The 25112-nt window shown below is 59.1% G+C and carries 24 protein-coding genes, 1 tRNA gene and 1 pseudogene; 6 read left to right on the forward strand and 20 right to left on the reverse strand.

Annotated features, from left to right (window positions below):
* Window positions 1-2: 2 nt before the first annotated feature.
* Genes F8B91_RS13820 through F8B91_RS13840 form a run of 5 tightly spaced genes read right to left on the reverse strand, consistent with a single transcriptional unit; the run spans window position 3 to window position 4071 of the window.
* A complete protein-coding gene (locus F8B91_RS13820) occupies window positions 3-1064 on the reverse strand; it encodes an ABC transporter ATP-binding protein (RefSeq protein ID WP_196504435.1) in 1062 nt (353 codons plus the stop codon).
* A gap of 5 nt (window positions 1065-1069) precedes the next feature.
* Window positions 1070-1966 carry a PfkB family carbohydrate kinase gene (locus tag F8B91_RS13825; RefSeq protein ID WP_196504436.1) on the reverse strand — a complete coding sequence of 299 codons (897 nt, stop codon included), beginning with the start codon at window positions 1964-1966 and terminating at the stop codon, window positions 1070-1072.
* 6 nt (window positions 1967-1972) lie between these two features.
* Window positions 1973-2950, reverse strand: coding sequence for a sugar phosphate isomerase/epimerase family protein (locus tag F8B91_RS13830; protein WP_196504437.1), 978 nt, complete (start codon window positions 2948-2950; stop codon window positions 1973-1975).
* 33 nt (window positions 2951-2983) lie between these two features.
* Window positions 2984-3436, reverse strand: coding sequence for an RbsD/FucU family protein (locus F8B91_RS13835; RefSeq protein ID WP_196504438.1), 453 nt, complete (start codon window positions 3434-3436; stop codon window positions 2984-2986).
* A 41-nt stretch (window positions 3437-3477) separates the two neighbouring features.
* Complete coding sequence (locus F8B91_RS13840) at window positions 3478-4071, reverse strand: 5-formyltetrahydrofolate cyclo-ligase (RefSeq protein WP_196504439.1); 594 nt, start codon at window positions 4069-4071, stop codon at window positions 3478-3480.
* Window positions 4072-4151: 80 nt separating this feature from the next.
* On the opposite strand from F8B91_RS13840, the pseudogene F8B91_RS13845 reads away from it, so the two are divergent.
* Window positions 4152-4820: pseudogene (locus tag F8B91_RS13845) on the forward strand (HPP family protein); the annotation flags it as partial.
* A 16-nt stretch (window positions 4821-4836) separates the two neighbouring features.
* On the opposite strand, the gene F8B91_RS13850 reads toward F8B91_RS13845, so the two are convergent.
* The 3 genes from F8B91_RS13850 to F8B91_RS13860 all read right to left on the reverse strand — a co-directional run bounded on the left by F8B91_RS13850 (window position 4837) and on the right by F8B91_RS13860 (window position 6861).
* Window positions 4837-4913 (reverse strand) — tRNA-Arg (locus tag F8B91_RS13850).
* 29 nt (window positions 4914-4942) lie between these two features.
* The gene (locus F8B91_RS13855) at window positions 4943-5536 is read right to left on the reverse strand and encodes a DUF1989 domain-containing protein (RefSeq protein WP_196504441.1); all 594 of its coding nucleotides are present in this window, start codon (window positions 5534-5536) and stop codon (window positions 4943-4945) included.
* Window positions 5537-5538: 2 nt separating this feature from the next.
* Entirely contained in the window at window positions 5539-6861 is a 1323-nt protein-coding gene (locus tag F8B91_RS13860) for an aspartate aminotransferase family protein (RefSeq protein WP_196504442.1), read from the reverse strand.
* Between the two features lie 33 nt (window positions 6862-6894).
* On the opposite strand from F8B91_RS13860, the gene F8B91_RS13865 reads away from it, so the two are divergent.
* Window positions 6895-7791 (forward strand): NAD(P)-dependent oxidoreductase, encoded by an 897-nt coding sequence (locus tag F8B91_RS13865; protein ID WP_196504443.1) that lies wholly within the window; start codon window positions 6895-6897, stop codon window positions 7789-7791.
* 6 nt (window positions 7792-7797) lie between these two features.
* On the opposite strand, the gene F8B91_RS13870 is transcribed toward F8B91_RS13865, so the two are convergent.
* Genes F8B91_RS13870 through coxB form a run of 12 tightly spaced genes read right to left on the reverse strand, consistent with a single transcriptional unit; the run spans window position 7798 to window position 20471 of the window.
* Window positions 7798-10965 carry a putative bifunctional diguanylate cyclase/phosphodiesterase gene (locus F8B91_RS13870; RefSeq protein ID WP_196504444.1) on the reverse strand — a complete coding sequence of 1056 codons (3168 nt, stop codon included), beginning with the start codon at window positions 10963-10965 and terminating at the stop codon, window positions 7798-7800.
* Window positions 10966-11544, reverse strand: a complete 579-nt coding sequence (locus F8B91_RS13875) for a GNAT family N-acetyltransferase (RefSeq protein ID WP_348641802.1) — start codon at window positions 11542-11544, stop codon at window positions 10966-10968.
* Window positions 11541-12809 carry a M16 family metallopeptidase gene (locus tag F8B91_RS13880; RefSeq protein WP_196504445.1) on the reverse strand — a complete coding sequence of 423 codons (1269 nt, stop codon included), beginning with the start codon at window positions 12807-12809 and terminating at the stop codon, window positions 11541-11543. Before F8B91_RS13880 ends, F8B91_RS13875 begins: the two co-directional genes overlap by 4 nt.
* 11 nt (window positions 12810-12820) lie before the next feature.
* Window positions 12821-14212 (reverse strand): threonine synthase, encoded by a 1392-nt coding sequence (gene thrC, locus F8B91_RS13885; RefSeq protein ID WP_196504446.1) that lies wholly within the window; start codon window positions 14210-14212, stop codon window positions 12821-12823.
* Window positions 14213-14253: 41 nt separating this feature from the next.
* On the reverse strand, window positions 14254-14940 hold the full coding sequence (locus F8B91_RS13890; protein ID WP_196504447.1) for an SURF1 family protein: 687 nt from the start codon (window positions 14938-14940) through the stop codon (window positions 14254-14256).
* Complete coding sequence (locus F8B91_RS13895) at window positions 14937-15308, reverse strand: DUF983 domain-containing protein (protein ID WP_246715265.1); 372 nt, start codon at window positions 15306-15308, stop codon at window positions 14937-14939. The genes F8B91_RS13890 and F8B91_RS13895 overlap by 4 nt, the downstream gene beginning before the upstream one ends.
* 60 nt (window positions 15309-15368) lie before the next feature.
* A complete protein-coding gene (locus tag F8B91_RS13900) occupies window positions 15369-16220 on the reverse strand; it encodes a cytochrome c oxidase subunit 3 (RefSeq protein WP_196504448.1) in 852 nt (283 codons plus the stop codon).
* A 19-nt stretch (window positions 16221-16239) separates the two neighbouring features.
* The gene (locus tag F8B91_RS13905) at window positions 16240-16812 is read right to left on the reverse strand and encodes a cytochrome c oxidase assembly protein (protein WP_196504449.1); all 573 of its coding nucleotides are present in this window, start codon (window positions 16810-16812) and stop codon (window positions 16240-16242) included.
* Window positions 16809-16958 (reverse strand): hypothetical protein, encoded by a 150-nt coding sequence (locus F8B91_RS13910; protein WP_196504450.1) that lies wholly within the window; start codon window positions 16956-16958, stop codon window positions 16809-16811. The genes F8B91_RS13905 and F8B91_RS13910 overlap by 4 nt, the downstream gene beginning before the upstream one ends.
* Complete coding sequence (locus tag F8B91_RS13915; protein ID WP_196504451.1) at window positions 16958-17899, reverse strand: heme o synthase; 942 nt, start codon at window positions 17897-17899, stop codon at window positions 16958-16960. Before F8B91_RS13915 ends, F8B91_RS13910 begins: the two co-directional genes overlap by 1 nt.
* A 9-nt stretch (window positions 17900-17908) precedes the next feature.
* Window positions 17909-19567, reverse strand: a complete 1659-nt coding sequence (gene ctaD, locus F8B91_RS13920; protein WP_196504452.1) for a cytochrome c oxidase subunit I — start codon at window positions 19565-19567, stop codon at window positions 17909-17911.
* Window positions 19568-19586: 19 nt separating this feature from the next.
* Window positions 19587-20471 (reverse strand): cytochrome c oxidase subunit II, encoded by an 885-nt coding sequence (coxB, locus tag F8B91_RS13925; RefSeq protein ID WP_196504453.1) that lies wholly within the window; start codon window positions 20469-20471, stop codon window positions 19587-19589.
* A gap of 254 nt (window positions 20472-20725) precedes the next feature.
* On the opposite strand from coxB, the gene F8B91_RS13930 reads away from it, so the two are divergent.
* The 4 genes from F8B91_RS13930 (at window position 20726) to F8B91_RS13945 (ending at window position 24974) form a co-directional block, all read left to right on the forward strand.
* The gene (locus tag F8B91_RS13930; protein WP_196504454.1) at window positions 20726-21430 is read left to right on the forward strand and encodes an invasion associated locus B family protein; all 705 of its coding nucleotides are present in this window, start codon (window positions 20726-20728) and stop codon (window positions 21428-21430) included.
* 66 nt (window positions 21431-21496) lie between these two features.
* The gene (gene tldD / locus F8B91_RS13935; RefSeq protein ID WP_196504455.1) at window positions 21497-22918 is read left to right on the forward strand and encodes a metalloprotease TldD; all 1422 of its coding nucleotides are present in this window, start codon (window positions 21497-21499) and stop codon (window positions 22916-22918) included.
* A gap of 77 nt (window positions 22919-22995) precedes the next feature.
* Window positions 22996-23610, forward strand: a complete 615-nt coding sequence (locus tag F8B91_RS13940; RefSeq protein WP_196504456.1) for an HAD family hydrolase — start codon at window positions 22996-22998, stop codon at window positions 23608-23610.
* The gene (locus F8B91_RS13945; RefSeq protein ID WP_196504457.1) at window positions 23607-24974 is read left to right on the forward strand and encodes an MATE family efflux transporter; all 1368 of its coding nucleotides are present in this window, start codon (window positions 23607-23609) and stop codon (window positions 24972-24974) included. Before F8B91_RS13940 ends, F8B91_RS13945 begins: the two co-directional genes overlap by 4 nt.
* Window positions 24975-25112: the final 138 nt, after the last annotated feature.

Genomic DNA, 25112 nt, shown 5'->3' on the forward strand with positions numbered 1-25112 from the left:
GATCAGAAACGCTTGCCGGTTTCAGCATCGAACAGATGCACGGTGGCCAAGTCAGGCATCAAATGAATCTTCGTCCCCGGCTTCAGGCTCAAACGCTCGCGGAACAGGGCCACGCATTTCTGCTCGCCCAGTTTGCCGAACAATTGCGTTTCCGAACCCATCGGTTCCACCACATTCAAGTCCATCGCAAAACCTTCGCTGCCGATGGTCAGGTTTTCCGGGCGAATGCCATAGATGGCCGCCTTGCCTTCAGAGCCCGCAGGCGCGGAAGCAAGCGGCAGCACGGCGCCGTCATCCGTCACAAAGCGGGGCGTAGCTCCGCCGGTGATTTTGCCCTTGAACAGGTTCATCGAAGGCGAGCCGATGAAGCTGGCCACGAAAATATTGGCCGGCTTGTCATAAAGCTCCAGCGGCGTGCCGGATTGTTCAACGACACCGGCATTCATCACTACGATGCGGTCGGCCATGGTCATCGCTTCCACCTGATCATGCGTGACATAGACGGTGGTGGTTTTCAGGCGCTGGTGAAGCTCCTTGATTTCGGCGCGCATCTGCACGCGCAGTTTCGCATCAAGGTTGGACAGCGGCTCATCAAACAGAAACACCGCCGGGTCGCGCACAATGGCGCGGCCCATCGCCACGCGCTGGCGCTGCCCGCCCGAAAGCTGGCGCGGATAACGGTCGAGATAGGGTTTCAGATCCAGAATGTCGGCGGCCTTGCCGACACGCGTGTCGATCTCGCTATTGGGCGCGTTGCGCATCTTCAGCGCGAAACCCATATTCTGGCGCACAGTTTTATGCGGATAAAGCGCATAGGTCTGGAACACCATCGCGATGTCGCGGTCTTTTGGCGGCAGATTGTTCACCACCCGCGTGCCGATGCTGATTTCACCGTCGCTGATCGGCTCCAGCCCCGCGATCATCCGCAAAAGCGTAGACTTGCCGCAGCCCGATGGCCCGACGAGCGTGACGAATTCGCCGTCGCGAATATCAATTGAAACACCGTGGATCACCTGATGCGACCCATAGGATTTCTTCACAGCATTGATTGCGACTTGCGCCATTTCACTCACCCGTTTCCTTGTGGTCCCATGACCAGCTTGCCGCTGACATAGGCCGCCGCTGTTTGGTTTGCGGCGCGGGCAGCTTCAATCAAATTTTGCTTTTGGGCAAGAGCGAGTGCCAATTGGCCAATAAAGCAGTCACCCGCGCCATGGGTTGATGCAACCTGAATGGGAATGGGTGCAATGATCACAGGGTCGCCTTGCGCCGGTGCCACCACCAATCCATCGCCACCCAGAGTGATAACGATTTCGCGCCCAAGCGCTTTGAGTTTTGACAAAGCCTTGATGGTCGAGGCGGCATCATTGACTTCAAGGCCCGACATCATCGCCGCTTCTACCCGGTTGACCACCAGCACATCCGTGAACGCAGCCAATGCGGCAGGCTGCGCCCGCGCTGGGGCGGCATTGAGGATCACTTTCGCCCCTGCGGCCTTGGCCAACCGCGCCGCTTCAATATTGATCGCCTCGTCGATTTCATTTTGCAGCACCAGAACGGAAAACTTACCGACCTTGCTGAGTGCGGCTGAAACCTGATCTTGTCTCAGCGTGAGGTTCGAGCCCGACACAATCACCGCGCCATAATCACCCTGAGCATTGAGAATGGCCACGCTCATGCCGCTGCCTATTTTGGGATCAGTGGTCACGGCGCTGGAATCAACACCGCAGGTTTTCAAATTGGTCAGCAGCCGCTGCCCGAAATCATCCGCACCCACTTGAGAGATCATCGCCGTCCGCGCACCCAGCCTTGCTGCCATGCAGGCCTGGTTGCCACCCTTGCCGCCGCACACCATGCGCCAGGATGAGCCGCGCGCCGTCTCATCAATCATCGGCAGGCTTTGCGCTTCCACCACAATGTCGAGATGCAGGCTGCCCACCACGACAATGTCGAACCCGCCCGCCATCAGCTTCTAACGCGCCGCATAGAGCATCTGGGTGATGATGCCTTGCGCCGCAACGGCATCCTGCTTCGCCGTCGCTTCGGCCAGGCCATTATGCTTTTCAAGCTTCTCGGCAATCGCCGCCAGTGCTTCCACCGTGGCGATATTGGCCGCGCATTCCGCCACCGGATCAAGATTGGTGATATCGGGGAAGGTGTCGAAATAAATCGCGGCGCTGTAATCCATCTTGCGCAAAGCCAGCAGCAATTCCAGCGTCTGCAGCGGATGCACCGATCCCACCATCAAGCCATCATCGCGCTTGCCGTAACCATCATTGAGGTGAATGCCCAGCAGCCGTGAATGCCGCGCAATCAGCATGGCCGCGAAGGCCGGCATTTCCTCGGCATAAAGCACATGGGCAAAATCCAGCGTCACGCCCAGATTCGGCCGGGCAATATCCTTGATCGCCAGCAACGTGGTCGCGGCATCCGGCATCAAGGCGTAGGAGCGTGGCTCATTGGGCTTGTATTCAATGCTGATATCGACGGCCTTGTCATGGTCCGCCACTTCCACCATTGCTTCAATCGTGTGCTGCCACTGCGCGGCGTAATCGGCTTGGAAGGAATAATCGAACCCATCATTGCCCATCCACAGCGTCATCAGATTACCGCCAAGCCCGCGCATTTCATCAATGCCCTTCTTGGTCAGATCAATCGCGGCACGCCGTACTTTTGCATCCGGATGCGTGAAGGCACCCAGCTTGAAACCCACCTCGGTATAATAGCGCATGGCAAAACCGTTGAGCGCGATGCCGTTATCCTTGAGGCAAGCGGCGATTTCAGCCGGCTTATGGTTCTGCAGATGATCGGGATAGTTGAGGTCCACCGCCGTCAGCCCCTTCACCTTCGCAGCGCGCGTGATGAGATCAAGTGTCGTCGGCTTCTTGCCGCCCCAATCACCATTGCGGAATGAATTGAGCCGTGAGGCGTAGTGATAGCGGAATGCCAAATCTCTCTCCCTGGATTTCGCTGGGACCTTACATCAACGTTTGTCGAAAATCACACCCATGGTGAAAATGAAACAGCCGTAAGGCCGAAACTCGGATGTGCGCACCACGCAGAAGCCTTTCTTCGCCGCCTCGTAAAAGGCAAAACGCTCCAGCCGCTCCATGCCCACCTCACGGCCTTCCGCCGCTTTCGCAATCGCATGAACCTCACTCTGCATCGGCAGGATTTCCTCTGGCTTGCCCACCACCTGCATGCAGGAAACCGGGTGCTCGATAAAATCATCCAGCGGCATCACTGAAAGGATCGCCTCGGTAGCCTGCGGGATATCCAGCCCCGGCAGCTCGATCAGCTTGCCCGTGCTGGTATGGCGCGCCACGTCATGGGCCGGGAAATTGCGGTCCACCAGAACCAGCTTTTCAGCATGGCCCATGGAAGCGAGGCACCACAAAAGATCGGGGCTGAGCGCGGAGGAGACATTCTTGAGCAAGGCGGGCTTTCCTTTTCGGCGGAGCCTACATCAAATGCCCGCTACCGCAAAACCTGTACGCCCTGCTCGGTGACGATGGCATCGAGCCTGATGTCATGCGGCTGCGGCTGGATGGATGCGATCTGCGCGGATTGCGCACCCACGCCGATCACAAATGGTCTGGGCGATGCGGCCGCCAGCGTCCGGTCAAAATACCCGCCGCCATAACCCAGCCGGTAGCAAGCAGCGTCCCAGCCGACGAGTGGCGCGAGTGAAATCTCAGGATAAACAATCCCCGCCGATGCCGGCGGCACCGGAATATTCCAGAAGCCCTTTTCCATTTTCGTGTCTGGCGTCCAATGCCTGAACACCAGCGGCGCTTTCACTGTCTCGACCACTGGCAGCGCCACGACAGCGCCCCGCTGATGCAGCCGGTGCATCCAGAAGCGCAAGTCATATTCAGCCTTGATCGGCCAATAGGCAGAAACGATGAGGCCTGAAACATCACCGTATTTCTGGCCAAGCAGCGCATCAAGATGCCGCGCCAAAGCATGCGCCTGGGCTGCCCGTGCGTCAGCCGTCAAAGCAAGCCGTTCGGCCTTCAGCCTCTGGCGTTCACCCGAACGCCACTGCGCGAGTTCAGCAGATAGTGCCATAGGGTCAACTTACGCCCGTCGCCCCTTGAATGCCCACGCACAATCCGGCATGCCTGCCCGCATTCAAAAGCAGAGACATCATGGCCGAGCCCAAACAGTTCAAATTCTTCTCCCCCATCCTTGCCGGTGCATCGCTGGATGAGCGCCTCTGGGCCTGCTTCGGTGCATTGCTGGCGATTTGCGTGACTGGATCAATCTCGGCCTTTTTGCTGGGCCATGGATTTCTGCTGCCCTTGATCGTGGCGCCCATTGGCGCTTCAGCCGTTCTGGTCTTCGCCGTGCCCGCCAGCCCCTTGGCCCAGCCCTGGCCGGTGATCGGCGGCAATACCATTTCCGCACTTGTCGGCGTCGCCACCGTGCAACTGGTGCCCGATCCGCTTTACGCCACCGGCATCGCCGTGTGCCTGGCGATCCTCGCCATGTCCTTCACCCGCTCGCTGCATCCGCCCGGCGGGGCTGCGGCGCTGACTGCGGTGATCGGCGGCGCTGCGATCAGGGACGGCGGCTTTGTATTTCCGTTTGTGCCGGTGGCGCTCAATTCCATTATTCTGGTCGGGTTGGGATTTATGTTCCACAAATTCTCGCAGCACAGCTATCCGCACAAGCCGGTAAAGGCGCCCACGCCAAGCCTCGGCTTCACATCCCAAGACATCGACGGCGCACTGGCCGACATGCATGAAACTTTCGATATCGACCGCGGTGACCTTGAGGCCCTGCTGCGCCTCATCGAGCAACGCGCCGCCCAGCGCACAACCAAATAAGGGATGGCGTCCCGGAAGGGATTCGAACCCCTGACCCCAGGTTTAGGAAACCTGTGCTCTATCCTGCTGAGCTACCGAGACGTGGAGCGAGAGCTAGCACGGGTTTCGTGTCAAATCAAAGTGTAGTGGACAGGCCTTGGCGTGCCGTCGCCGCCATTGACCGGCGTGATATCCATCGGGCAGGCCGACATGATCAGGATGCAATCCATCAAGGCTTTCAGCACCATGGTATCGCCGGGCTTGGTCGTTGGCCGCTTCAGTTCCATGGCGCTGTCATGGGTGATTGCAACATTCATCCAGATGTTGAGCGGGTTGGGCACAGCTGTCGCGTCAAAGCCCGCTTCGAACAGGGCTTCCATGAAATTGTCGCGGCAGTTCCGGTGCCCAGGCGCGCAGCCGTAATATTTGTACATCCACTTGTCGCAAGCCGGGCACAGCGTGTCATGGATGGCGCCTGATGTGTCTTCCTCGATCAACAGCATCTGCGCGCGGCGGTTGGTGAGGAGAATATCGCCCTGTTGCGGGAACAGTTTGCCCAGAAGCCGGCGCGAATGTTCAACCGACATGAACTCGCTGGTGTCATTCCAGCTCAGCGCCCAGAAATCCACCGTCTGGCCGCCGAATGTATTAATCAGCTTGAGGCGCTGCCCCTTCCTGATCGCCACGGCCTTGCCATGGCCGCCGGGGACTTCGATCAGCTCCATGCTCACAGCCCCGCCAGAACTTGCCGCACGGATTTGCCCAGCTTGTCGCAAATTTCGGAAAGTTCTGCGTCGCTGGCATTATAAGGCGGTGAGATGATCACCACATCGCCATTCACACCATCGGCATTGCCACCCACCGGATAGCAGATCAGCCCGTTTTCAAACGCCTTCTGCCGCACCTGCATGAATACTTTCTGCGCGGCTGGAAACGGTGTTTTGGTGGCGCGGTCCTGCACCAGTTCAATCGCCTGGAAATAGCCGCGCCCGCGAATATCGCCCACATGCTCGATGCCGCTCACAGCTTCGGCGATCAGCGCCCGCAGCTTGCCTTCCTGCGCCGCCACGCGCTCCACCAGCTTTTCGCGCGTTACGATTTTCTGCACGGCAACGCCCGCCGCGCAGCAGGCGGTGTGGCCGGTGAAAGTATGCCCGGTTTGCGGCGCGTGGCTGATGCCTTCGCTGATCCTGTCGGAATAAATCGCAGCACCCAGTGGCAGATAACCCGCCGCCAGCCCCTTGGCGACGGACATGATGTCGGGCCACACGCCGTCTTTCTCCAGCGCGCGCCAGGTGCCGGTGCGGCCCGCGCCGCACATCACTTCATCGGAGATCATCACCACGCCATGCCGGTCACAAATCTCGCGCACCCGCTTGGCGTAAGTCGGCGGGGCCGGCACGCAGCCACCTGCTGCGCCCACCACAGGTTCGAAAATGAAAGCCGCCACTTTGTCAGCGCCAGCTTTCAGAATGGCCTGCTCCAATTCCTGCGCCGCAACTTCGGCCAGCGTGTCCGGCGTGGCGCCAGCGATGGGACGATAGGCATTCGCCGGAGAAATACGGATCACATCAAGAAGTGAGCCTTCAAAGGCCGCCTTGCGTTCAAGGAAGCCCGAGACCGACAAGGCCCCCAGCGTGTTGCCATGCCAGCTGCGTTCACGCGCGATGAATTTGCGGCGTGATTTCTGCCCGATGCCGGTTTGATATTGCAGCGCCAGTTTCAGGCAGCTTTCCACCGCCTCGGACCCGCCGGTCACAAACACCATATGCTTGAGCGTCCCACCGCAACGCGCTGCGATGATTTCGGTCAGCTCTTCCAGCGCATCGGTGGTGAACTGGAATCTGTAGCCATGCGCCAGCCGCGAAAGCTGATCGGTGATCGCAGCATTCACTTCCTCATTGCCATGGCCGATGGCATAGACGGCCGGGCCGCCCGAACCGTCGATATAAATCTTGCCCTCCACATCGTGAAGGTAACTCCCCATGCCGTGGGAAACCTTGGGCATGTTGGAAACGGCATGGATTGAAGTTGGCAAGGGGGTGCTCATCGGATTACTCTATCAACATCAGGGAGAAGAACAATGAGCATCAAAAGTGTGGGCCTTATCGGCCCCGGCCTCATGGGCCATGGCATCGGCAAGAATATCGTGACCAAGGGTTTTGCGCTCACTGTTCTGGCCCGCAAGAACCGCGCACCCATTGAAAGCTTGAAATCCTTTGGCGCGCAGGAAGCGGCCAGCATGGCCGATCTGGTCAAGGCATCAGATATGCTGATCCTCTGCGTCACCGGTTCGCCGCAGATCGAAGAAATCATGCTGGGCGAAGGCGGCCTTCTGGCCAACGCCAAGAAAGGCCTGATCATCGCTGATTGCTCCACCGCCGAGCCGCATTCGACAATCAAGCTGGCCGCAGCGGCAGCGGAAAAGGGCATGCATTATGTGGACACGCCGATGACCCGCACGCCCAAGGAAGCCGAGGCCGGAAAGCTGGGCCTGATGGTGGGTGGTGATGCCGCCATCCTCGACAAGATTGATCCCGTGCTGAAATGCTTTTCTGATTTGATCGTACGCACTGGCGCTGTCGGCACCGCGCATCAGGTGAAGCTGATCAACAATTTCCTCTCGCTCAGCCATGCAGCCATCGCGGCGGAAGCCATCACCGTGGCCGCCAAGGCCAATGTGAACATGGAATCGCTGCGTGAAGTGATCATGGGCGGCGGCGGCGCTTCAGTGATGTTCGGGAGGTTGATCAATGTGCCTTTGTCGGATGATGACAGCCACGCCAAATTCGCCATCCGTAATGCCCGGAAGGATCTGCGCTACTACACCAACATGACCGAGAACATGCCGGTGGCGTCCTACCTCGCAGAACAGGTGCATCAAACTTATGTGCTGGCCGACACACTGGGCTTCGGCGAACGCTATGTGCCCAGGTTGATCACGATGATGATGCAGAATGCCGGATTGGCGAAGAAGTAAGAGCCCTTAAGCTGTCTGCTCAACCTTCTTCTTCCGTGGCTTGCGCTTGCGTACAGGCTTTGGCGTTTCTGGCTCAGGCTGAACAACTGCCTCCAGCTCATCCTTTACCTCAATGACCGGTGGCAGCACTTCCGCCTCAGTCACCGCTTCAACCTCTGGCGCAGCCGGAACATCTGACGGCATTGCCAGGACCGAAATTGGCTCTTCCTCCTCAACTACGGGCTCTTCGATTTCAGGCTCAGCCTCTTCAACCGGCGGCACCACGCTTAAAACCGGCCGGCTCAACAACAACGTTGCCGCCTCGGCATTTTCCGGCATGCCCAGCAGATAGCCCTGCCCCAAAGTGCAGCCCAGTGCCGCCAACGCATCGATCTGCGCCTGGGTCTCAATCCCCTCCGCAACAACTCCCATGCCCAGGCCTGCGGCCAGTGCGGTGATCGAGCCAATGATCTTGGCATTGCGCTCCTCAAAATCGCCACCGGCAATGAAGGAGCGGTCAATCTTCAGCATATCAAAGGGCAGGTCACGCAGCGAGGCGAGGCTGGAAAAACCCGTGCCGAAATCATCACAGGCAAGACCCAGACCCAAGCTACGCAGCTGCCGCAACACCTTGGCGCTGCGCTCCGGCTGCCGCATGATCACGGTTTCGGTGATCTCGATCTTCAGGCTGCCCGGTTCCGGTTGCTCACGCTCCAGCACCTGTTGCACGCGCGCAACGAATTGCGGATCGATGATCTGCGAGGCCGACACATTCACCGAAACAAAGAACGGCTGCCCACGCACATGCACCCGGTGCCAGATGCCGAGCTGCCGCGCAGCACCCGCCAGCATGAACTGGGTGATCTCCGCCATCAGGCCGGATGTTTCGGCAATATCCATGAAATCAGCCGGCGGCAGAAGCCCCAGCGTGCCATGCCGCCAGCGCGCCAAGGCTTCAAAGCCCCGCACCTGCAAGGTCAGCAGATCAACAATCGGCTGATAGTGAATCTCAATTTCATTGCGCGCCAAGGCGCGGCGCAAATCAGACTCCAGCGAGAACAATTTGGCCCGGTCATCGGTCAGATCCGCGCGGTAGAATACCGTGCGCGCGCCGCCTTCCTTGCGCGCTTCCAGCATCGCCACCATGGATTGATCCAGCAGGTCCTGCGCCGCCATGCCATGCGAGCCGGAATCCGAAACGCCGGTCGATGCGCTGATCACCACTTCCTGCGATCCATGCTTGATGGGTGCGGCGACCGTCTCTTCCAACCCAGCAAGGAAGCTGGCGAAATCGCCACGCGCCAGGCTCTCGGTGCAATGAAGCACGAACTGCCCGCCATTCAGGCGCGCCAAGCTTTCATCTGGTTCAAGCAAACCGGAAATGCGATCAGCCACCGTCTTCAAAATCTTATCGCCGGCCTCCTGGCCCAGGCCCTCATTCAGGGCCTTGAACCGGTCAATGTCGAGCATGATCACCCGGAACGGCAGGCCACCCAATTGACCCAGCACACGCTCCAGACGGTCCATGAACAGCGCCTTGTTGGGCAGGCCCGTGATCGCATCCTGAACCGAATCCGTCGCCAGTTGTTCGGTGGCACTTTTCAACCGGTCTATATCAGTCAGAGTGCCGATCAGCCGCGTGGCCCCCTGGTTGGCGCCGCGCACCGCGCGCGCCTGCAATTCAAACCAGTGATACACGCCGTCCTGTCCACGCATGCGCAGCTCAATTGAAACTGCTTCGCCCGGTTTGAAATCGCTGCGTTCCGCCAGGCTCTGATAGGAGGCGAGATCAAACGGATGCAACACGGCGTGGAAATGCCGCCGCGCATCGCCGTCCCAGGCTGCGGGATCAAGGTTCAGGCGGCGCGGCAATTCGTGGCCGACATGCAAGCGGCCCCGCGCAGGCATCCATTCAAACATGATGTGCTGCCCTGCCGCCAAAGCCAGGCTGCGCAACTCGGTGCGGAACAGAGCCGGTGTTTCATTGCGGCGTGAATCCGTGACATGGCGGATGAGAACCAGAGCCAGCACCAGCAGCAACAGCAAGGTGGCCGCCGCCATCCAGAGATGGCCATTGAGAATGGCATTGCCCCAGCCGGCAATGTAGATCGCCAATGCCGTCCACAGCGTCAGCACGGGCCAGAACAACCAGGCAAAACCCAGCCTTCCCTTGCGCCGCCTCATCTGCGTGCTGAGCAACCCACCAGCAATCACCGCAGCCACAAACACCACGCGCGCCGCAGCGCTGGCATTCATGGGCTCCACCAGGCTGTAAGCCAGATTGGCAAGGCCCGCAGCGAGGATGGCGCCACCGAAAGCCAGAAATGCGCCACGCCGCCGGATCAGCGCGCCATGAAAACTGATGACGCACAGCATCAACGAACCTGCCATCAGCGTTTCAGTGCCGGCGCGCAAAGTATCTGCACTGATCCGCCCGCCAGCCAACGGCATGCCGAACAGACCGAGGTCACCTTCCACGAACAGCAGCAGGCTGCAGCCAAACAACACGCCCGCCAGCGTCACCCGCTGCGGATTGAATGTGTAGAGACCGAACAGGCCCACCAGAGACAGCACGGCCATGCCTTGCATCAGCCCGGTCAAGAATAATGGCCCTGCATTGGCCGATCCGAAATCCGCCGCCCTCCAAAGAATGGCGCGGATTGCCGGGCCATCGGTCTCAACACCCACACTGGTCACGGCATCTGGCGCCACGGCTACATAGGTATATTGCAAAGCGCCTGCATCAATCACATTGAGTGCCGAGCCGTCATGCAGGTTGGCCACGCTCAACACGTCCTGCACCGTCATGGTGGGCTTGAGCAGACCAGCGCCAGAGAAATTCTGCGGCTGGAACGACATGACGAAATTCAGCGGTTTGTCGCTGCTGTTCTTGAAGGAAAACACCGACCAGTAATGGCGCGGGCCCGCGCCTGCAGCCTTGACCACCACGGCTTCCTTCTCGCGCATGCCCAGCAGGCTCGCCATCGGGCCATCGGTGGCGACAAGCTGCCGCTGGTCGGAAATATAGGTGCTCAGTGTTTTGTCATTAACTGTCAAAGCCTCCTGCGCCACAGCAGGCCGCAAGGTGCTGATGAGGCCCAGAAGCACGGCCATTAATGAGGCGAGGAACAGCCTTCGAATCATCGGCGGATTATCAGGCCCGCGCCTTGTGCCGGAAAGGAGAAAGGCCGCCATTCACGCGCCGTCCACAACCCGGCCAAACAGCAGATGATCTTCCCAGCGCCCGGCGATTTTGACGTAAGAACGTGCATAGCCTTCTTGGTCAAAGCCGCAAGAGAGCAGCAATTGCCGCGAGCGATGATTATGTGGAATGCAGGCTGCCTCCAGCCGGTGCAAGCCAAACACCGGATAGGCCGCCTGGACCACCGCCAGCAGCGCATCCTTCATCAGGCCCTGGCCCGCAAAGGGCAGCCCCATCCAGTAACCCAACGACGCCGATTGCGATACACCGCGCCGCACATGGCTGATCGTCAGCCCGCCCATCATCGCACCCGTCTCGCGGTTGAAAATGAAGAAGGAATAGCTCTGGTCATCCTGCGCCCGCTGCGCATAGACGCGCAGGCGGAAGCGAAACGCCGAACGCGTGAATTCATCGGGCGACCAGGTGGGTTCCCAGCGCTCCAGATGCGCGCGGCTGTTCTGCCGCAAGAGGGCCCATTCGGATTGATCGGATAAGCGCGGCGGGCGCAGGAAAACCCGTTTGCCGGTGATCACCTGCTCTTCTTCACGCGCGAACGAAAACAGCCGTCTCACCGTACGCGTTTGAAGCGTGCCGCCAAAGCCGTGTGGCTTTCCAGCGAGGAAAGCTGGCCGACAGCACTCATCGAAGGAATGGTTTCGCCAAAAATGTCGGATGCAAGCGCACAGACCTCTTCAACGGTCACCGCTTCGATGCGGGCGATCAATTTCTTGATATCCGGCACTTCACCAAAGGCCAGATATTGCCGCGCAATCTGGTCAGCGCGTGAAGATGCACTTTCGAGATTCATCACAATCGAAGTTTTCAGCTGCGCCTTGGCGCGCTCGAGTTCCTTGGGCGTGATTTCATCCATCATCGAATGCATCACGGCTGCCGTCACATCGATCAGTTCCGGCGTATGATCCGGCGAGGTGGCGGCATAGACGCCAAGCTGCCCGGTATCTTCATAAGTCGTGCCGAAGGCGAATACGCTGTAGCACAGCCCGCGTTTTTCGCGCACTTCCTGGAACAGGCGCGAAGACATGCCGCCCCCCAGGATCGAGGCCAGAACCTGCAGCTGATAAATGCGCGGGTCACGGTAATTGGGGGCAGGGAACGAAAGAACCAGATGCGTCTGGTCCAGCGGCTTCTGCTCGGTGAGGGACTCGGCGCCAAAGGCCGGCGGCTGGCGCTGCGGCATGTGCCCGCGCGGGATCTTGCCATAATGCTCATTCGCTGCAGCGACGAATTCGGTGTGGTCAACATTACCAACAGCGCAAACCACCATGCGCGACGCCCAGTAATTGCGGTCGCGCCAGGTCAGCATCTGCTCGCGTGTCATGTTCTGCACGAGTTCTTCCGTGCCAAGAATGCTGCGGCCCAGCGGGTGCTGGCCGTAAGAGGCCGATTGCGCCAGCTCAAACACCAGATCATCCGGCTGGTCCTTGGCGGCGGCGATTTCCTGCAGGATCACATCGCGCTCACGCTCCAGCTCTTCTTCATCGAGCGTAGAGGCGGTGAAAATGTCGGCCAGGATATCCATGGCCAGCGGCCAATCGCCCTTCAAAGTGCGGGCATAATAAGTGGTGCTTTCCATGCCGGTCGCGGCATTGATTTCGCCGCCGGCACTTTCAATTTCTTCAGCAATGTCCTTGGCGCGGCGGCGCAGCGTGCCCTTGAAGGCCATATGTTCGAGAAAATGCGCCACACCATTTTCTTGCGGCATCTCATCGCGCGCGCCGGCTTTCACCCAGATGCCTTGAGCCACCGATTCAAGATGCGGCATCGTCTGCGTGATGACGGTCAGCCCATTGTCCAGCTTGCTGATTTCGACCGTCATGATCCTCCCACTCAGCGCCTGTCCTGCTGCTGCAGGATGAAATCCTTGACGGCTGCGGCACTGTTGGGGAGCACCTTGAAACTTTCCGTGGCACTCATCAAGTGCTCAAGCCTGTATGGTAAACGCGGTGTCTGACCGGTTGCTGACTTGACCGCATCAGGGAATTTCGCCGGATGCGCAGTGGCCAACGAAACCATCGGTGATTTCACTTTCTGCTGCAGCGCAACATGCACCGCAATCGCCGTATGCGGATCAAGCAATTCGCCGGTATCCTTCAGCATTTTGGCCATGGTTTCCGCAGTCTCGCGCTCATTCACTGCGCCTGACGTAAACTCTGAGCGAATGTCTTTCAAGGCCGCTGACTTTAACGTGAAGCTCTGCGATTGCGCGAGACTCGCCATCGCCGCGCGCACTGCCGCCGTGTCGCGGTCATTGGCCAGATAGACCAGCCGCTCAAAATTACTCGACAGCTGAATGTCCATCGACGGGCTGGTGGTCGGCACCACGCCGGTAATTTCATAGCGGCCGGATTTCAGCGTGCGGTCCAAGATATCATTGCTGTTGGTGGCGATCACCAACTTCTCGATTGGCAGGCCCATGCGCTTGGCCGCCAGTCCGGCAAAGATATTGCCGAAATTGCCCGTGGGCACGGTGAAGCTCACTTCGCGGTCGGGCGCACCGAGCTGCAGGGCGGCATAAAAGTAATAGACGATCTGGGCCATGATCCGGCCCCAGTTGATCGAGTTCACACCGGCAAGACCCACGCGGTCACGGAAGGCATGGTCATTGAACAGCGCCTTCACGATGGCCTGGCAATCGTCGAAATTGCCTTCAATGGCGATGTTGTGAACCGAGGGGCTTTTCACCGTGGTCATCTGCCGGCGCTGCACGTCAGAAACGCGGCCATGGGGATGCAGCACGAAAAGCGATGCATGCTGGCTGTGTTCAAACCCGGCCACCGCCGCACCGCCCGTATCACCTGACGTGGCAGCCACGATCACCGCTCTGCGCTTGTTCTTGGCCAGCGACCAATCCATCAGCCGCGCCAGCAATTGCATCGCCACATCCTTGAAGGCGATGGTGGGCCCGTGGAAAAGCTCCAGCAGGAATTGGTTGGCATCGAGCTGCTTCAGCGGCGTGGTGGCGCTGTGATCGAAGGTGGCATAAGCCTCGCCGATCATCCGCTTCAATTCCTTTGCAGGAATGGAGCCTTCGGTGAAGCGCGAACACACCGCAAAAGCCACATCGGCATAGGATTTGCCGCGCAGCGCCTTGATTTCAGATTTTGAGAATTTTGGAAATTTCTCAGGAACGTAAAGCCCGCCATCGCGTGCCAGGCCAGACAACATGGCACCTTCAAAATTGAGCTTCGGGGCTTCACCGCGTGTGGAAATGTATTTCATTTTTTCATCTCTTTGGGCGGTGCCTTACTGCTCCTGCAAAATCACTGCAAGTCAGCCTTTCTCAACACAAAGGCCAAGGTCACGCCCACCAGGGCACAAGCCAGACCATACCAGGTGATGGCATAGCCGAGATGGTTGTTGCGCAATTCCACCTTCGCCTCCGCAGCCGTAAAGCCGGATGCATTCTCAAACGCCTGCAGGATCACCGGCGGCGTGCCGGCTTTCAGCCCTGCGGCCTGCTGCAAAGCAGGAACATCCCACCAGTACCATTCATTGGCTGCGGGATTGTTGGTCGGATCGAAAGTGCCCCGGCCCAGATTGTGGAGGCGGATAATGCCGGTGACTTCCATAACGGGCTTAACCGCCACGTCACGCGCCGGCGCAGCGCCCAGATCGACCAGTACATCCTGCCCATCTTCAGCATGGAAACCGGCCAGCCCTTCCCAGGCCGCCAGGCCCTTGAAAGTGGTCTGCTTCAGCTGAACATGCGCGGGATCAAATGTGCCCTTGGCCGAAACCTTGAGATATTCCACATCCTCGCCGGCCTGATAACGCTTCAGTGCATCGGCAAGTGGAATGGCCTCCTGCGCCATGCGTTCATGGAGAGTAGCGATCAGCCCTTGCTTCCAGGCCAGCCGCTTCATCTGCCAGGTGCCTAGAGAGCACAGCACGATGAGGCCCAAAGCCGCCGCCAGCAGCACCGGCCAAAGGCGGCGCTTCTTGATCAATGCAGCTGCCCCTCATGGGCATTGTGCCGCCATTGCTGGGCAATCAGCCAGCCCTTCACCGGCTGCAACAGCAGCAAGGGCGCAACGATGATCAGCGTGATGCCAAGCAGTGCATGCACCCAGTAAGCCGGTTGCCAGATCGCTTCGGCTGCAAAAATACTGCCGACACCGACCACACAGGCAAACAGCCCGACAAACCAGACCGCACCATCACCCGCATCGGCAAAGTCATAGGACAGCCCGCAATTGGAGCATTCCTTGGCCACTTTAAGATAGCTGGAAAACAGCTTGCCACGCGCGCAGCGCGGGCACTTGCCCAACATGCCGGTCTTGGCGGCTGAAAAATCGGGGTAGTAGTTTTCGTCCAACGCAGTGCCCTCAAAGAAAAAGGCCCCCGCCAATGGCGAGGGCCTCAAAAAATGCTCGGTTTATTCCAGCGGCATCATTCCGCCGTGATTGCCCCAGATGTAAATGCAGACAAACAGGAACAGCCAGACCACGTCCACAAAGTGCCAATACCAGGCGGCCGCTTCAAAGCCGAAATGCTGCTTCGGGGTGAAGTCACCCTTCAGGGCGCGCAGCCAGCAGATGAACAGGAAGATCGTGCCGACCACCACATGGAAGCCATGGAAGCCGGTAGCCATGAAGAAGGTTGAGCCATAGATATTGCCGCCATTGGCATTGGAGAAGGCAAAGGCTGCATGGGCATATTCATAGGCCTGCACGCAGGTGAAGATCATGCCAAGGATGATGGTGATGCCAAGGCCCCAGACGAGGCCCTTGCGGTCATTGCCCAGCAGCGCGTGATGCGCCCAGGTGACAGTGGTGCCCGAGGTCAGCAGGATCATGGTGTTGAGCAGCGGCAGGTGGAACGGATCGAACACGGTCGTTCCCTTCGGCGGCCAGATGCCACCGGTGGCCGCAACGCGTGCCGCCAGATTGGCTTCACCCGCAAACAGCGATGCGTCAAAGAAGGCCCAGAACCAGGCCACGAAGAACATCACTTCCGACACGATGAACAGCAACATGCCGTAGCGCAGATGCAGCGACACAACAGGCGTGTGATCTCCCGCATGGGCTTCGATGATGATATCGCGCCACCACATGAACATGGTGTAGAGCACCATGGCAAAGCCGATGACCAGAACGTAGGACGGCGCGCCATGCATCCAGGTGATGGCGCCCACGGCGGTCACAAAGGCGGCGATGGCGCCTACAAAGGGCCACCAGCTGGGATTGACCAGGTGATAATCGTGATGTTTGCCGTGCGGGTCAGCCATGGTGTCGCTCCTCAAATTCTCAATTCGTGCTCACCTGCTTGGGCGCATCCGCGTCAGCAGGATAGAAAGTGTATGACAGGGTGATTTCCTGCGTGCCCTTGGCGTCGGCATCCTGCAGGATCGATGGGTCAACAAAGAACACCACCGGGAATTCAGCGCTCTCGCCCGGCTTCAGTGTTTGCTTGGTAAAGCAGAAACACTGGATCTTGTTGAAGAAGGCGCCAGCCAGCGGCGGCGCCACATTGTAAACGGCGCTGCCCGTCTTCACCTTGTCGGAAAGATTGGTGGCTTCGAAATAGGCCATGTTCTGCTCGCCGATGCGCACGCGCATGGAGGTCTGCTTTGGTTTGAAGCGCCAGTTCAGTTCGGAAGCAGAATTGCTGTCAAACCGCACCGAGATAAATTGATCGGTGGCCTTGTCCGGCGCCTTTTCGGCGCGCTGGGTGGTGCCGCCAAAACCCGTCTGCTGGCAGAACACTTTGTACAGCGGCACCGAAGCATAGGCCATGCCGACCATGCCGGCGAAAACCAAGGCGGCGGAAATCGCCACGCGGCGGTTCTTTTTGGCATCAGGCTTCACATACTTGATCATTGAATCCCCGCCTTGATCTTGAAGATCGTGGTGACGAAGACGATCACGATGAAGGCGACGAGCCCGAGCGCCATGATCAGGTTGCGCGTCTTGCGGCGCTTCATGTCCTGCGCGGAGAAGGCCGGCACCTTGCGATTGTCAGCCATCAGAACACACCTGCAAAGGCGGCGAGGCCCAAAATCTTTTCAACCAGGATCAGGGCAAACAGCGCAAACAGCCAGATGATCGAAAAGCCGAACAGGCCCTTGGCCACCTTGTTGTTCAAATCATTCTCACCAAGCCGGTAAAGCTTCACGGCCTTGGCCACGAACACCAAAGTCATCGCCGCAGCACCAACGGTATAGAGCCAACCCGCAACACCGACCATAGCCGGAAGCGCAGCCACCGGAATGCACAGCAGCGCATAGATCAAAATCTGTTTGCGGGTTTCAGCGCGGCCATGAACATTGGGCAGCATGGGCACGCCCGCCTTGTGATAATCACCCTCGCGCCAGAGGGCCAGCGCCCAGAAATGCGGCGGCGTCCACACGAAAATCAGCAGGAACAAAGCAATCGCGCCGAGGTCAATGCGGCCAGTCGCAGCCACCCACGAAATCATCGGCGGGAAGGCACCGGCGGCACCCCCGATCACAATGTTCTGCGAGGTGCGGCGCTTCAGCCCCATCGTGTAAATGACGACATAGAAGAAAATCGTGAAGGCCAGCAAAGCCGCCGACTGCATGTTGACGAACAGCCCCAGCATGGCGACCGAAAGCAGCGACAGCACCAGGCCAAAGCCAAAGGCTTCGCTCGGCAGAATGCTGCCCGAGGGCACCGGGCGCTTCATCGTGCGCTGCATCACAGCGTCGATATCAGCATCGTACCACATGTTCAGCGCACCCGACGCACCTGCCCCCATCGAGATGCACAGGATGGTGATGAAGCCGAACCACGGATGAATATGTACCGGTGCTGCAAACAGCCCGACAATGGCGGTGAAAATCACCAGCGACATGACGCGCGGTTTCAGCAGCTCGAAATAATCACGCGCCGAACCCTGGCCGCCTTCGGCCTCGTTCAGCGCGTGATATGTTTGGTTGAGGCTCAAGCGGCCCTCTTACTTGATGACCGGCAGTTCATTGAACTGATGGAAGGGCGGCGGCGAAGGCAGCGTCCATTCCAAAGTCGTGGCACCCACGCCCCAGGGATTGGCCGGAGCCGGCACACGGCGCACGAATGCCATGATCATGCCGAACAGGAAGATCAGCACGGCAAAACCAGAAATGAAGGAGCCGATCGACGACACCATGTTCCAGCCCGCAAACACTTCCGGATAGTCGATATAGCGGCGCGGCATGCCGGCCAGGCCGAGGAAATGCTGCGGGAAGAACACCAGGTTCACACCAACGAAGGTGACCCAGAAATGCGTCTTGGCAATCGCCTCGCTATACATATAGCCGGTGATCTTCGGGAACCAGAAATACCAACCGCCGAAGATGGCGAACACGGCACCGAGCGACAGCACGTAGTGGAAGTGAGCCACCACGTAGTAAGTATCCTGCAAGTCGCGGTCGAGGCCGGCATTGGCCAGCACCACGCCGGTCACACCACCAACGGTGAACAGGAAGATGAAGCCGATGGCCCACAGCATGGGCGCCTTGAACTCGATCGAACCGCCCCACATCGTGGCGATCCACGAGAAGATCTTCACACCCGTTGGCACGGCGATGATCATCGTGGCGGCGGTGAAGTAAGCCTGCGTGTCGGCATCCATGCCAACGGAATACATGTGATGCGCCCAGACCACGAAGCCAACCACGCCGATGGCGACCATGGCGTAAGCCATGCCGAGATAGCCGAACACCGGCTTCTTGGAGAAGGTCGAGATGATCTGGCTGATAATGCCGAAGCCGGGAAGAATGAGAATGTAAACTTCCGGATGGCCGAAGAACCAGAACAGATGCTGGAACAGCAGCGGATCACCGCCCTTGGACGGCACGAAGAATGACGTGCCGAAATTGCGGTCGGTGAGCAGCATGGTGATGGCACCAGCCAGAACCGGCAGCGACAGCAGCAGCAAGAATACAGTGACCAGCACCGACCAGACAAACAGCGGCATTTTGTGCAGCGTCATGCCGGGCGCGCGCATGTTGAAAATGGTGGTGATGAAGTTGATCGCACCGAGGATCGACGATGCACCGGCGATATGCAGCGACAGAATGGCAAAATCCATGGCAGGGCCAGGCTGGCCAGCGGTCGATGACAGCGGCGGATAAATCGTCCAGCCGCCACCTACGCCATGCATGCCCGAGGGGCCTTCGACAAACATCGAGATCAACAGCAGGGCAAAGGCCGGAACCAGCAGCCAGAAGGAAATGTTGTTCATGCGCGGGAAGGCCATGTCGGGTGCTCCGATCATCAGCGGCACGAACCAGTTGCCGAAGCCGCCGATCATCGCAGGCATCACCATGAAGAAGATCATGATCAGGCCATGCGCCGTCACGAAGGCGTTGAACATCTGCTTGCCGTTATCAAGCGCGGCATCAGCCGGAACGCCATACACCATCTGGGCCAGACCAGTGAAATACTGGATACCCGGCTCCATCAGCTCCATGCGCATCAGGATCGAGAGAATGCCACCCAGCACACCCGCGATGATCGCGAAATACAAATACATCGTGCCGATGTCTTTGTGGTTGGTGGACTTGATGTAGCGCAGGATGCCCGAAGGATCCTGGTGAGCATGATCATCGTGATGTGCGTGAGCGTCAGCCATGTGGGTTCGTCCTCGAATCTTAGTTGGAAGCAACCTTGTCCGCCGGGCGGATGGTCTTCAGGAAATCGGTCAGCTCTTCCGGCTTCGGGCCCTTCAGCTCGAGATCGGACCAGGCCTTGAACTTGTCTTCCGAAACGGCCCACACTTCGATGGGCATGAAGGCATGGTCCTTGCCGCACAGTTCTGAGCACTGGCCATGGAACACGCCTTCCTTGGTCACCTGGAACCAATCTTCGTTCAGGCGGCCGGGAATGGCGTCAATCTTGATGCCGAAGGAGGGCATGGCCCAGGCATGGATGATGCCTTCAGGATCAGAGGTCACGATCAGCTTCACCACTTTGCCGACGGGTACAACGACAGGCACATCGGTGGAGAGCAGGTAAGGCACGCCGGCGGCCTTGGCCTTGTCTTCCGGCAGCAGATAGGAGGTGAAAGACACCTTGGCGGATTTATCTTCATTCACGCCCAGGTCAGGATATTCATAAGTCCAGTTCCACGACGGGTTGCCGATGACCTTGATCGTCATGTCGCCCTTGGGGATATTGCGCTCCAGATAGAGCAGCTTGAAGGACGGAATGGCAACGGCGGCCAGGATCAGCACCGGCACAATGGTCCACACCACTTCGATCAGCGAATTGTGGGTGGTCTTGGAGGGAACCGGGTTCGCCTTGGCATTGAACTTGACCATCACATAGATCAGCAGGCCCAGCACGAAGAGCGTGATGATGGTGATTAGCACCACCATCCAATTATGAAAGGTGATGATGAATTCCTGCACCGGGGTTGCCGCATCCTGCAACCAGTATTGCCACGGATCAGGATGGCCCAAGCCTGCAAAAGCCACGGCCGGAAGCGCCAAAATACCTGCGATCAGGAACAAAAGGCGCAATTTGATCTGTGTCATATACAAAACCTCGAATTTTTTGGGCAGAGTCTGCCAATTGCGTGGTGAACCACATATCCAAGCGCCCCGCAACGGGCGCGGGCGCGGCAAAACGTCATTGCGCTGGACCACAGTGCAGTTGCGCCGGAATTCTGCCGCATTTCCAGTTTCTCTCCACAGCTGATTATTCAACAAAACCGCCCTGAAATTCAATATTGTGTTTGCAATTTCGAGCGGCTATTTCCCCCTCCATCAACAGTCTAGGGAATCAAACCGTGAACGTCCGTAAAACTCTGCTTCTGGCAGGCCTGCTGGCCGCCCTTGCTGCCACGTCGTCCACCGGCTTTGCCCAGACCGACCAGACCCAGGGTCAAACGCAAGAGCAGCCCAAATCAGACGCGGGTGGAAACACCCAGGGCCAATCGCCGCCGCCGCCCGCCAATCTGGGCCCCCGCGCTGGCGGTCAGCAGGCCGCTGGTGGCGCACCCCAAGGCCCGCCGGTTGAAACCATCGCCACCCACAATGGCTGGATCGTCCAATGCGGTGACGTGCCCGCCCAGAAGGACCAGCCCCCGCAGAAGGCCTGCGGCATGACCCGCACCGGCAACAACACCGACGAACAGAAGATCGGCCTGACCTTGATCGTCAAGCGCCAGAAGGACCAGACCGGCAAGGCCTCCACCACCATGGATGCCTGGGCCCCCATCGGCGTTTACCTGCCTACCGGCGTTGCCATGGAAATTGATGGCACGGCACTTGAAGGCCGCCTCGCCTTCACCCGCTGCCTGCCGCAGGGCGTGTGCATCGCCTTCGGTGAAGCCAGCGAAGCAACCTTGAAGAAATTTGCCAAGGGCAAGCAGATCACCTTCTACCTTTATGACCGCCCGGGCCATGGCTTCCCGGTGAAGTTCCCGCTGCCGGGCTTTGTCGACGGGCTGGCCGATCTCGACAAGAACGCGCCAACGCCACCGAAGCAGTAAGGCCAGCAAACGACTTTCATCAGGCCCGCCCTTTCACCGGCGGGCCTTTTTGCCTATCTAGGGGGCATGACACACCCCGCACATGATGATCTGCAAGCCCTGGGCGACGAAAAGGCCCTGAAGCTTGTCGCTGAAACCCTCAAAGGCGCTGATGATGGCGAGCTCTTTATCGAGCATTCGCAATCCGAAGCCCTGGTCTTCGACGATGGCCGCCTGCGCACCGCCACTTTCGATCAGGGCGAGGGCTTCGGCCTGCGCGCCGTCACTGGCGAAACCGCCGCCTATGCCCATTCCTCAATCCTCGATGCCGCCTCGCTGAAGCGCGCGGCTGAAACCTGCGCCACCGTGCTCAATGCCGGCCAGGAAGCCAAGGTCGATGTGGCACCGGCAACCACCACCAAGAAACTCTACGGCCAGTTCAACCCGGTCGAGAGCATGGCCTTCGCCAAGAAGATCAATCTGCTCGAAGAAGTGAATGCCTTTACCCGCAGTATCGATCCGCGCGTCAGTCAGGTTTCCGTCTCGCTGGGTTCGTCTTGGCAAAAAGTCACCATCGCCCGTGGCGATGGCAGCCTCTATCACGATGTGCGCCCGCTCACCCGCTTCGGCGTATCCGTGACAACCAGCGACAACCGCACCTCCGGCCAGGGCAATCACGGCTTTGGCGGCCGCGCCGATCCGATGACCTATCTCACCGAAGCCAACTGGAAAGAGTGCGCCGAGGAAGCCGTGCGCCAGGCATTGGTGGGCCTCGATGCCGATCCGGCCCCCGCTGGCGAAATGGATGTGCTGCTCGGCCCCGGCTGGCCCGGCATTCTTCTGCATGAAGCCATCGGCCACGGCCTTGAAGGCGATTTCAACCGCAAGGGCACATCAGCCTTTGCCGGCTTGATGGGCCAGATGATCGCCTCAGATGAAGTCACCGTCGTCGATGACGGTACCATCCCGGACCGGCGCGGCTCGATCTCGATTGACGACGAAGGCACCGCCCCCAACTGCACGACCCTTATTGAAAACGGCAAGCTCGTCGGCTTCATGCAGGACAGGCTGAATGCGAGGCTGATGGGTGTGAAACCCACCGGCAATGGCCGCCGCCAATCCTATGCCTATGTGCCCCTGCCCCGCATGACCAACACTTACATGCTGAACGGCAAGCACCACCCGGATGAGATCCGCGCCTCGATCAAGAAGGGCCTCTATGCCAAGAGCTTCGGCGGCGGCCAGGTCGATATTACCTCCGGCAAATTCGTCTTCACCTGCACCGAGGCCTATCTGATCGAAGACGGCAAGATCGGCCGCCCGGTCAAAGGCGCCATCCTGATCGGCTCAGGCGCTGACGCCCTAAAGCGCATCGCCATGGTCGGCAATGACCTGTCGCTTGATCCCGGCATCGGCACCTGCGGCAAGGCCGGACAGGGCGTGCCCGTCGGCGTCGGCCAACCCAGCCTGCGCATCAACAACCTGACTGTCGGCGGTACCGCCACTTGATATGATCCAATTTCATTCCGCCATCCCTCTTCGCGGGGGTGACGGAACTGAAACAATGAAACCGTAATGCGCATCCCATGACCCGCCCCGAACTCGTGATCTTCGACATGGACGATGTGCTCTGCCACTATGATCTAGGCCGCCGTCTGCGCGCGCTGGCCAAGCTGGCCGATGTCACCGCCCGCGATGTGCGCGCCGCCGTGTGGGATTCAGGCTTCGAAGACCTCGCCGACCAGGGCGGCTATAGCGAGATCGAGCATTACCTGAACGAATTCAGCAAGCGCATTGGCCGCACCATCACTCTGGATCAATGGATCGCCGCCCGCAGCGAAGCGATGACGCCGAACCACGAGGTCCTCGCCGTGGCCCAGAAAATCGCAACCCAGGCCAAGCTGGCGATCTATACCAACAATGGCCCGGTGGTGAAAAACCACCTCGATCTTTTGTTTCCCGAAGCCGCCGCCATTTTCGACATGCGCTTCTGCTCCTATGAATTCGGCACCAAGAAGCCCGACCCCGAAAGCTACCGCCGCCTCTTGAAGGCCCTGCACCGCGAACCCGCGCAATGCTGGTTCATCGACGACAAGAAATCCAATGTCGAAGGAGCCCGCATTGCAGGCCTGCGCGCACATCACTATACGGGCTTTGCGAAGTTCGCGAGTGAAGCGGCCGCCCAGGGGTTTGAACTTTGACCAATTCGTCGGCGACCGGGACAAACACACAAGCGCGCTTCCTGCACGGCTCTACCTTCCGCCACGTCGTCATCATGACGCTGACTGGCGCTTTGGGCCTGATGACGCTGTTCGTCGTCGATCTCGCCGATCTCTATTTCCTCAGCCGGCTGGGCAACACCGATCTCACCGCCGCCATCGGCTTTGCCGGCACGCTTGATTTCGCCAATCTGTCCTTGTCGATTGGCTCTGGCATTGCCGCCGCCGCTTTAGTGGCGCGCTATCTGGGCGCTGGCAACCCGCAGCGCGCCCGCGAATTCGCCACTTCGACCATGCTGGTGTCCTTCGCCTTCAGCGCCGCCTACACGATCCTCATTGCCATCTTCATCGGCCCCATCCTTTCCCTGCTGGGTGCCACTGGTGAAGCCGCACGCCTGGCCAAACTGTTCATCTGGACGCTGTCGCCCGGCTTCATCTTTCTGGGCGGCGCACTCGCCTGTTCGTTCAGCCTGCGCGGCCTGGGCGATGCCAAGCGCGCCATGTATATCACCATGGTCACCGCCACCGTGACGATCATCCTCGATCCGATTTTCATTTTCTATTTCGGCTGGGGCATTCAGGGTGCCGCCGCTGCCAATGCCATCTCATGCATTGCGGCCTTCGGCGTGGGCTATTACGCTTTGCGCCATGTGCACGATTTCCTGCCGCCTGCCTCATGGTCGGGCCTGAAGCGCGACTTGCCGGAAATTCTGAGCATCGCCTTGCCGGCAATCCTCACCCAGCTCGCCACGCCTTTTGCAGCTGCCTATATGAATTACACTTTCGCGCCCTTCGGCAATGAGATCGTGGCGGCAGGCACGGTGGTCAACCGCGTAGTGCCAGTGGCCTTCGGGATCATCTTCTCTTTATCAGGATCAGTGGGGCCCATCATCGGGCAGAACTTTGGCGCCCGGAATTTCACGCGGGTGAACCGCACATTGCGGGATGGCATCGCCTTCGCGTTTCTCTACGCGCTGGTCACGTCTTTCATCCTGTTCCTGTTCAGGCATGAAATGGCATCCGCCTTCAGTGTGACGGGCCGTGCGGCTGAGCTGGTGGTGTTCTTCGCGACCTATATCGCGGCAAGCTGGGCCTTTGTGGGCGCGCAGTTCGTGGCCATGGCGGCCTTCAACAACCTCGGCAAGCCGGGTTATTCAACGCTGGTGAACTGGGGCAAAGCCACCATCGGCACGATCCCCTTTGCGATAGCAGGCGCTGCCATCGCCGGCGCTGAGGGGATCATGGTGGGGATTGCGTTAGGCGGGATCGTGTTTGGCGTGGTGTCGGTTTTCATGGCCTGGAGCCTGGTGAAGAAGCTTAGCGCTTCTTCTCCCAGCGGCGCCTGATCACTTCGATCAGCTGAGCCAGAGGACCATAACCTTCAACTGAGCCAAACTGCTGAGCCTGGTGGTATGCGAAGTTGTCCATGATCTATTCCTTTCCGTGATGTGTTGATAAGCATTCATCGCAGAAATAGATTGATT

Source organism: Aestuariivirga litoralis, assembly GCF_015714715.1.
Classification (GTDB): domain Bacteria; phylum Pseudomonadota; class Alphaproteobacteria; order Rhizobiales; family Aestuariivirgaceae; genus Aestuariivirga; species Aestuariivirga litoralis_A.

Coding starts and splice junctions, on each gene's coding strand:
- tldD (WP_196504455.1), top strand. CDS start 21,497: ATGACACACCCCGCACATGATGATCTGCAAGCCCTGGGCGACGAAAAG.
- F8B91_RS13900 (WP_196504448.1), bottom strand. CDS start 16,220: ATGGCTGACCCGCACGGCAAACATCACGATTATCACCTGGTCAATCCC.
- F8B91_RS13910 (WP_196504450.1), bottom strand. CDS start 16,958: ATGGCTGACAATCGCAAGGTGCCGGCCTTCTCCGCGCAGGACATGAAG.
- F8B91_RS13825 (WP_196504436.1), bottom strand. CDS start 1,966: ATGGCGGGCGGGTTCGACATTGTCGTGGTGGGCAGCCTGCATCTCGAC.
- F8B91_RS13905 (WP_196504449.1), bottom strand. CDS start 16,812: ATGATCAAGTATGTGAAGCCTGATGCCAAAAAGAACCGCCGCGTGGCG.
- F8B91_RS13865 (WP_196504443.1), top strand. CDS start 6,895: ATGAGCATCAAAAGTGTGGGCCTTATCGGCCCCGGCCTCATGGGCCAT.
- coxB (WP_196504453.1), bottom strand. CDS start 20,471: ATGACACAGATCAAATTGCGCCTTTTGTTCCTGATCGCAGGTATTTTG.
- F8B91_RS13860 (WP_196504442.1), bottom strand. CDS start 6,861: ATGAGCACCCCCTTGCCAACTTCAATCCATGCCGTTTCCAACATGCCC.
- F8B91_RS13870 (WP_196504444.1), bottom strand. CDS start 10,965: ATGGCGGCCTTTCTCCTTTCCGGCACAAGGCGCGGGCCTGATAATCCG.
- F8B91_RS13855 (WP_196504441.1), bottom strand. CDS start 5,536: ATGGAGCTGATCGAAGTCCCCGGCGGCCATGGCAAGGCCGTGGCGATC.
- thrC (WP_196504446.1), bottom strand. CDS start 14,212: ATGAAATACATTTCCACACGCGGTGAAGCCCCGAAGCTCAATTTTGAA.
- F8B91_RS13820 (WP_196504435.1), bottom strand. CDS start 1,064: ATGGCGCAAGTCGCAATCAATGCTGTGAAGAAATCCTATGGGTCGCAT.
- F8B91_RS13880 (WP_196504445.1), bottom strand. CDS start 12,809: ATGACGGTCGAAATCAGCAAGCTGGACAATGGGCTGACCGTCATCACG.
- F8B91_RS13840 (WP_196504439.1), bottom strand. CDS start 4,071: ATGGCACTATCTGCTGAACTCGCGCAGTGGCGTTCGGGTGAACGCCAG.
- ctaD (WP_196504452.1), bottom strand. CDS start 19,567: ATGGCTGACGCTCACGCACATCACGATGATCATGCTCACCAGGATCCT.
- F8B91_RS13940 (WP_196504456.1), top strand. CDS start 22,996: ATGACCCGCCCCGAACTCGTGATCTTCGACATGGACGATGTGCTCTGC.